General features: G+C 69.6%; 6 protein-coding genes. All 6 read left to right on the top strand.

Going from position 1 to position 8,296, the window contains the following annotated elements:
* Nucleotides 1-189 precede the first annotated feature (189 nt).
* The 6 genes from AC507J_RS25585 to AC507J_RS25560 all read left to right on the top strand — a co-directional run bounded on the left by AC507J_RS25585 (nt 190) and on the right by AC507J_RS25560 (nt 8,194).
* On the top strand, nt 190-1,251 hold the full coding sequence (locus AC507J_RS25585) for a LacI family DNA-binding transcriptional regulator (RefSeq protein WP_496291807.1): 1,062 nt from the start codon (nt 190-192) through the stop codon (nt 1,249-1,251).
* 78 nt (nt 1,252-1,329) lie between these two features.
* A complete protein-coding gene (locus AC507J_RS25580; protein ID WP_496291805.1) occupies nt 1,330-2,628 on the top strand; it encodes an ABC transporter substrate-binding protein in 1,299 nt (432 codons plus the stop codon).
* 64 nt (nt 2,629-2,692) lie between these two features.
* Nucleotides 2,693-3,673, top strand: a complete 981-nt coding sequence (locus AC507J_RS25575) for a carbohydrate ABC transporter permease (protein WP_496291803.1) — start codon at nt 2,693-2,695, stop codon at nt 3,671-3,673.
* Nucleotides 3,673-4,551, top strand: coding sequence for a carbohydrate ABC transporter permease (locus tag AC507J_RS25570; RefSeq protein ID WP_496291801.1), 879 nt, complete (start codon nt 3,673-3,675; stop codon nt 4,549-4,551). The genes AC507J_RS25575 and AC507J_RS25570 overlap by 1 nt, the downstream gene beginning before the upstream one ends.
* Nucleotides 4,548-6,779, top strand: coding sequence for an alpha-xylosidase (gene yicI, locus AC507J_RS25565; RefSeq protein ID WP_496291799.1), 2,232 nt, complete (start codon nt 4,548-4,550; stop codon nt 6,777-6,779). Before AC507J_RS25570 ends, yicI begins: the two co-directional genes overlap by 4 nt.
* Nucleotides 6,776-8,194 (top strand): GH1 family beta-glucosidase, encoded by a 1,419-nt coding sequence (locus AC507J_RS25560; protein ID WP_496291797.1) that lies wholly within the window; start codon nt 6,776-6,778, stop codon nt 8,192-8,194. The genes yicI and AC507J_RS25560 overlap by 4 nt, the downstream gene beginning before the upstream one ends.
* Nucleotides 8,195-8,296 lie beyond the last annotated feature (102 nt).

The raw sequence follows: 8,296 nt of genomic DNA, 5'->3' as shown, positions 1-8,296 counted from the left end.
GGGACAAATGCGTCCCAAGCCGGCATTACGGCGACCGAAAGTGCAAGATCCACGGGGCGAGGAGTTGGGGGTGGGGTGGTTTTGTCATGGGCTATTGACGTGGTTGCAACAGGTGGCCTACCTTCCAGTCGAAGCGTTTCGACTAAGCGCTTCGACTAGCGTCCCGGCTCGCGGCGAGGGAGGCGCCCGATGGCCACCATGCAGGACGTCGCGCGGCTCGCCCGGGTCTCGGTCAGCACGGTGTCGTACGTGCTGACCGGCGCCCGCCCGATCTCCCAGGCCACCCGGGACAAGGTCCTCGCCGCCATGGCCGAGCTGGACTACCAGCCCAACGCCATGGCCCGCGGGCTGGCCAGCCGGCGCAGCCGGATCCTCGGGCTGCTGCTGCCGATGGACGAGCGCGGGCTCGGCGCCACCGAGACCGCCTTCGTCACCGGCGCGGCGGCGGCCGCCAGCGCGGCCGGCTACCACCTGGTGCTCGCCCCGATCGGGGTCGGCGACCTCGACGAGCTGCGCCGGTTGGCCAGCCAGCGGATGCTCGACGGCGCGCTGCTGATGGAGGTGCAGCTGTACGACGCCCGGGTGGACGTGCTGCGGGAGGTGGGCGTGCCGTTGGTGCTGATCGGGCGCACCGCCGACACGACCGGCCTGTCCTACGTGGACATCGACTTCGACCAGACCATCCGGGCGGCCGTCAGCCACCTGGTGGGCCTCGGCCACCGCCGGATCGTCTACGTCAACCACTCGGCGGCCACCATCGCCGAGGGGTACGGCCCGGCGCTGCGTACCCGCGACGCGTTCACCGCCGCGATGGCCGGGCACGGGCTGGACCCGCTGATGATCCCCGCCGAGGACAGTGCGACCGGCGGCCGGGCGGCGCTGGCCACCGCCCTGCGCCAGGCGCCCGACCTGACCGCGATCCTGGCGATGAACGAGAGCGCCGTCTTCGGCCTGCTCGGGGAGTTGACGGCCCGGGGTCGCAGCGTTCCGGGCGACGTCTCGGTCGTCTCGATGGTCACCTCGCCGCAGGTCGCCGAGCTGGCCACCCCGGCGCTGACCGCGATGAACTCGCCCGGCTCGGCGCTCGGCCGGATCGCCATCGAGACGCTGCTGCGGCACGTCGACGCCGGCAACGGCGAGATTCACCAACAACTGCTGCCCTGCACGTTGGAGGTCCGCGGGTCCAGTGGGCCACCGCGTACGGGAAGCGAGATCACGAGTTATCAGAGGGCGGGCGGCCCTCGACATTGAAAGCAGCCCGTCGTCGCGCTGCCACGCGACGACGGGCTTGACGGAGTACCGGCTCGATACTCATCAAGGAGACTAGCAATGCGACGATTCCGCAGAGTAGCCGTGGTGGCCATGGTGGCCGCGCTCACGGCGACCGGCCTGGCCGCCTGCGGCGGCGACGGTGACGACAGTGGTGACGCCAACGTCCTCAAGCTCTGGCACTACGAGAGCGCGAACAGCGCGATGGGCATCGCCTGGGACCGGGCCATCGAGATCTTCAAGGAAGAGCACGAGGGCGTCGAGGTGCGCTTCGAGCGCAAGGCGTTCGAGCAGATCCAGCAGAACGCCGGCATGATCATCAACTCGTCCGAGGGCCCGGACATCATGGAGTACAACAAGGGCAACGCCACCTCTGGACTGCTCTCCTCGCAGGGCCTGCTCACCGACCTGACCGAGGAGGCGACCAAGCGCGGCTGGGACAAGGCGCTCAGCCCCAGCCTCCAGACCACCGCCCGGTACGACAACGGCGTGATGGGCTCCGGCAACTGGTACGGCGTGCCCAACTACGGCGAGTACGTGATGGTCTACTACAACAAGGAGTTGTTCGCCGAGCACGGCGTCAAGGTGCCGACGACGATGGCCGAGTTCACCGCGGCGATGGACACCTTCGTCGCCAAGGGCGTCACCCCGCTGGGCATGTCCGGTGCCGAGTACCCGGCCGGCCAGCTCTTCTACCAGCTCGCCCTCTCCCGGGCCGACCGCGGGTTCGTCAACAACTACCAGCTCTACACCAACCCGGTCGACTTCAAGGCCGACCCGATCAAGTACGGCGCGGAAGCCTTCGCCGAGTGGGTCGGCAAGGGCTACATCGCCAAGGACTCGGCCAGCCTCAAGGCCGAGGACATGGGCACCGCCTTCATCTCCGGCAAGGCGCCGATGATCGTCTCGGGCAGCTGGTGGTACGGCCGGTTCAAGAGCGAGATCAAGTTCGACTGGGACAGCTTCCTCTTCCCCGGCAACACCATGCACGCCGGTTCGTCGGGCAACCTCTGGGTGGTTCCGGAGACCAGCAAGGCCAAGAACCTGGCGTACGACTTCATCGACATCACCCTGCGTCCGGAGATCCAGGCGCTGATCGGCAACAACGGTGGCGTGCCGGTCTCCGGTGACCCGGCGGCGATCAGCGACGAGAAGGACCGCCGGCTGGTCGAGAACTTCAACAACATCAGCACCCAGGATGGCCTGGCGTTCTACCCGGACTGGCCGGTGCCCGGCTACTACGACGTACTGGTCTCCGGCTTCCAGAGCCTGATCAACCAGTCCAAGACGCCCGACCAGGTCCTCGACGCGATCGCCAAGCCCTACCAGGACGGCGTCGCGGAGATCAAGCGCGACTGAGCGGCGGCCGGGGCGGGCGTGACCGGCGCATCGGTACGCCCGCCCCAGGCGTGGAAGGACCCCCATGGCAGTCCCCGACACCGTCGCCGCCCGCCGGCAGACGACCACGTCACCTCAGACCCCGGCGGCCACGGCGAAGAAGCGCCGAGCGGCCCGCCCCGACGCCGCGTACTGGCTCTACCTGCTGCCCGGCGCGCTGCTCTTCCTGCTCGTCATCGGCGGCCCACTGGTCTACACCGGTTACCTGTCGCTCACCAAGTGGTCCGGGGTCGGCGAGCCCACCTTCATCGGCCTGGACAACTACCGCAACCTGCTCACCGACGACGTCTTCTGGACCTCGTTCAAGAACACCATCGCGATGATCGTCGCGATGGTGGTGGTGCCCACCCTGGTCGGGCTGGTGCTCGCCGCGGTGCTCTTCGACACCATCGGTCGCCGGTTCCGCCCGCGTACCGCCGCCGCGCTGCGGGCCGCCTTCTACCTGCCGCAGGTGCTGCCGGTCGTCGTGGCCGGCATCGTCTGGGGTTGGATTTTGCGACCGGACGGCGCGCTCAACGGACTGCTCGACGCGATCGGGCTCGGCGCGCTGAGCCACGACTGGCTCGGTGATCCGGGCACGGCGCTGCCCGTGGTGATGGCCGTGATGATCTGGGTGCAGATCGGCTATCCCGTGGTCGTCTTCATGGCCGCCCTGGAACGGGTGAATCCGGAGCTGTACGAGGCGGCGGAGATCGACGGTGCCGGCTGGTGGCGGCGATTCCGGGCGATCACGCTGGCGCAGATCCGGCCGGAGACCTTCGTGGTCGGCCTCACCTGCACCATCGCGGCGATGAAGGTGTTCGGCCCGATCTACGCGCTGACCCGCGGCGGACCGGAGAACGCCACGAACGTGCCGTCGTACTTCGCGTACTTCACCTTCTTCAAGCGGCTGAACGTCGGCTACGGCTCGGCGATCTCGATGGTGCTGACGTTGATCATCGTGGTGGTGGCGGTGCTGTTCATCCGGGCGCAGAACCGCGCCGAGCGACGGGACGGAGTGCTCTGATGGCCGTCACCCTCACCACACCGCCCCGGGTCACCCGGCGACCGGCCGACCGGCACCGCCGCGGCGTCGGCCGGTGGATCGTGCTCGCCCTGGTCGGCGCCGCCGCACTGGCCATGCTCGTGCCGTTCGCGTTCATGCTGCTCAACGCCTTCAAGTCGCCCGGTGACTACTCGACAAACGGCCCGCTGAGCTGGCCGACCGAGTTCTACACCACGGGCCTGCGGACCTACTGGGAGCAGGTCGACTTCCCGGTCAAGCTCTGGAACTCGATAGTCATCTCCGGCTCGGTCGCGGTGCTCGCCGTGGTGGTGTCGCTGCTCAGCGCGTACGCGCTCGGCATCGGCCGGGTCCGCGGCCGGCTCTGGATCATCGGCCTCTTCCTGCTGGCCAACATGCTGCCGCAGGAGGCGCTGATCTACCCGCTCTACCACTTCGCCAAGGAGGCCGGGCTCTACAACACCCGGCTGGCGGTGATCATCATCTTCACCGTAATCCAGGCCGCCTTCGGCACCTACCTGCTCGCCTCGGTGCTCGGCGCCTTCCCCCGCACGCTGCTGGAGGCCGCCGCGCTCGACGGCGCCGGCAAGTGGCGGATCCTGTGGCGGGTGGTGCTGCCCAACATCCGGCCCACCATCTCGGTGCTGCTGGTGTTCTTCTTCATCTGGACCTGGAACGAATTCCTCATCCCCCTGGTGATGTTGATCGACAACCAGACCCAGACCGTCCCGGTCGCGCTCGCGTCGTTGCAGGGCGACCGGCTGATGGACGCCCCCACCACCAACGCCGGGGCGCTGCTCAGCCTCCTCCCGGCGATCCTGTTCTTCCTCGTCTTCCAGCGCACCCTCGCGCGCGGCATCACGGCAGGAGCCGACAAGTGAAGTTCACCGACGGGTACTGGCAACTGCGTCCCGGCGTCACCGTGCTGCGGCCCGGCGCGGTCGAGTCGGTCGAGCCCGACGAGCGCTCGTTCACCGTCTTCGCGCCGATCGGAAAGATCACCGGACGCGGCGACACCCTCAACCGGCCGGTCGTCACCGTACGCTTCTTCTCCCCCGCCCCCGGGGTGGTCGGCGTGACCGTCGGGCACCACAGCGGTGGGCTGCCCAAACAGCCCCGCTTCGCGCTCGCCGAGCGCACCGAGCATCCGGTGCAGGTGGAGATCACCGGGCTCAGCGCCCGGTTGACCACCGGCGAGCTGACCGTCCGGGTCGCGCTGACCGGCCCCTGGCGGGTCGACTTCCTGCGCGGCGACCGGCTGGTCACCTCCTCCACCGAACGCAGCATCGGCGTGGTCACCGACGCCGAGGGCGGCAAGTACGTGCACGACCGGCTCGCCCTCGGCGTCGGCGAAACGATCTACGGGCTGGGCGAGCGCTTCGGGGCGTACGTCAAGAACGGCCAGACCGTCGACATCTGGAACGCCGACGGTGGCACCGCCAGCGAGCAGGCGTACAAGAACGTGCCGTTCTACCTGAGCAGTGCCGGGTACGGCGTCTTCGTCGACCACCCGGAGCACGTCTCCTTCGAGGTGGGCTCCGAGGTGGTGTCGCAGACCCAGTTCAGCGTGCCGGGGCAGTCGCTTACCTACTACCTGATCGACGGCCCGGCCCCGAAGGACGTGCTGCGCCGCTACACCGCGCTGACCGGCCGCCCGGCCCGGGTGCCGGCCTGGTCGTACGGGCTCTGGCTCTCCACCTCGTTCACCACCTCGTACGACGAGAAGACGGTGACCGAGTTCATCGACGGGATGGCCGAGCGGGACCTGCCGCTGTCGGTGTTCCACTTCGACTGCTTCTGGATGCGCCAGTTCCACTGGGTCGACTTCATCTGGGACCCGGCCACCTTCCCGGATCCGGAGGGGATGCTGCGCCGGCTGCACGAGCGCGGTCTGAAGGTGTGCGTCTGGATCAACCCGTACATCGCCCAACGGTCGTACCTGTTCGAGGAGGGACGGCAGGCCGGCTACCTGGTCCGCAACCCGGACGGGTCGATCTGGCAGTGGGACAAGTGGCAGGCCGGCATGGCGCTTGTCGACTTCACCAACCCGGAAGCCGCCGCCTGGTACGCCGGCAAGCTCAAGGCCCTGCTCGACATGGGGGTCGACTGCTTCAAGACCGACTTCGGCGAGCGCATCCCGACCGACGTGGTCTGGCACGACGGCTCCGACCCGCAACGGATGCACAACTACTACTCGTACCTCTACAACAAGACGGTCTTCGAGTTGCTGGCGGCGGAGCGCGGCGAGGGTGAGGCGGTGGTCTTCGCCCGCTCGGCGACCGCCGGCGGGCAGCAGTTCCCGGTGCACTGGGGCGGCGACTGCGAATCCACCTTCGTGGCGATGGCCGAGTCGCTTCGCGGCGGGCTGTCGCTGGCGGCGTCGGGATTCGGCTACTGGAGCCACGACATCGGCGGCTTCGAGGGCACCCCGGACCCGGCGGTGTTCAAGCGGTGGATCGCCTTCGGGCTGCTCTCCTCGCATTCGCGGCTGCACGGCTCCGGCTCGTACCGGGTGCCGTGGGCGTACGACGACGAGGCGGTCGAGGTGCTGCGCCGGTTCACCCGGCTCAAGCTGAGCCTGATGCCGTACCTGGCGGCGGCGGCCGAGGAGGCGCACCGCGAGGGCGTACCGGTGATGCGACCGATGGTGCTGGAGTTCCCGGACGATCCGACCACCGCCTACCTCGACCGGCAGTACATGCTCGGGCCGGACCTGCTCGTCGCGCCGGTGATGAGCGCCGACGGGCAGGTGACCTACTACGTGCCGGCCGGCACCTGGACGCACCTGACGACCGGCGCGCAGGTCACCGGGCCGGGTTGGATGACCGAGAAGCACGGCTTCGACAGCCTGCCGGTGCTGGCCCGGCCGGGCTCGGTCATTCCGTTCGGCTCGGTCACCGACCGGCCCGACTACCCGTGGGCCGACGACGTCCGGCTGCGGCTCTTCGCCCCCGCGCCGGGCCAGCGGAGCAGGGTCCGGATCCCGTCGCCCGACGGCGGACCGGGAACCGAGTTCGACGTGCACTACCAGGACGGAACGGCCACCGCCGAGGTGGTGGCGGGCGAGTCGTCGGGATACCGCTGCGAGGTCACGGAGGTGGCGAAATGAGCGAGCGGAGAGCCAACATGGGTGACGTGGTCTTTCCCCAGGGATTCGTCTGGGGTTCGGCGACGGCGGCGTACCAGATCGAGGGCGCGGCCAAGGAGGACGGTCGGGGACCGTCGATCTGGGACACCTACAGCCACACGCCGGGACGCACCCTGAACGGGGACACCGGCGACGTGGCGGCCGACCACTACCACCGCTGGGCCGACGACCTCGAGCAGTTGACCGCGCTCGGGCTCGGCGCGTACCGGTTCTCCATCGCCTGGCCGCGGGTGCAGCCCGGCGGCTCGGGGCCGGTCAACCAGGCCGGGGTGGACTTCTACTCCCGGCTGGTGGACCGGCTGCTCGAACTGGGCATCCAGCCGGTCGCCACGCTCTACCACTGGGACCTGCCGCAGGAGCTGGAGGACGCCGGGGGCTGGCCGGCGCGGGACACCGCGTCGCGCTTCGCCGACTACGCGACGAAGATCGTCGGGGCGCTCGGTGACCGGGTGCACACCTGGACGACGTTCAACGAGCCGTGGTGCTCGTCGTACCTCGGTTACGCCTCCGGGGTGCACGCGCCGGGCCGCACCGAGCCGGCGGCCGCCCTCGCCGCCGTACACCATCTGAACCTGGCGCACGGCCTGGCCGGGCGGGTGATCCGCGACCTGGCGCCCGCCGCGCAGCTCTCGGTCACGTTGAACCTGCACGTGATCCGCCCGGCCTCCGACTCGGCGGCCGACGCCGACGCGGTACGCCGGATCGACGCGCTGGCCAACCGGGCCTTTCTCGGGCCGATGCTGGACGGGGCGTACCCGGCGGACCTGCTCGCCGACACCGCCGGGGTCACCGACTGGTCGTTCGTCCGCGACGGCGACGAGCGGACCGCGGCCGTGCCGCTGGACATGCTCGGCGTCAACTACTACTCGACCACCCTGGTCCGCGCCTGGGACGGGGTGTCGCCCAAGTCGGACTCCGACGGGCACGGCCGCTCGGCGCACTCGGCCTGGGTCGGCTCGGAGCAGGTCGAGTTCCTGCCCCAGCCCGGCCCGCACACGGCGATGGGCTGGAACATCGAGCCGGCCGGCCTGACCGAGTTGCTGCTGCGGCTGCATCGGGAGTATCCCGATCTGCCGCTGATGATCACCGAGAACGGCGCCGCCTTCCAGGACGAGGTCTCCCCCGACGGCGCGATCCACGACGACCGGCGAATCGACTACCTGCGCCGGCACATCGCGGCCACGGCCGAGGCGATGGCCGCCGGCGCCGACGTGCGCGGCTACTTCGTCTGGTCGCTGCTGGACAACTTCGAGTGGGCTTACGGCTACGACCGCCGCTTCGGCATCATCCGCGTCGACTACGACACCCAGGTCCGCACCTGGAAGGACTCCGCCCACTGGTACCGCCGCCTGACCACCACCAACCGCCTGCCCTAACCCACCCCACCCCGCCCCCGTCCCGCCCTGCCTCGCCCTGCCCCCGTCCCGCCCTGCCCCGCCCTGCCTCGTCTCGTCGATCTTGGAGTTTCCGTCCCCGCA

The organism is Micromonospora sp. PRAS1, assembly GCF_059553435.1.
The sequence above is the reverse complement of the archived record's forward strand: the minus strand, read 5'-3'. Positions and strand labels throughout refer to the sequence as shown.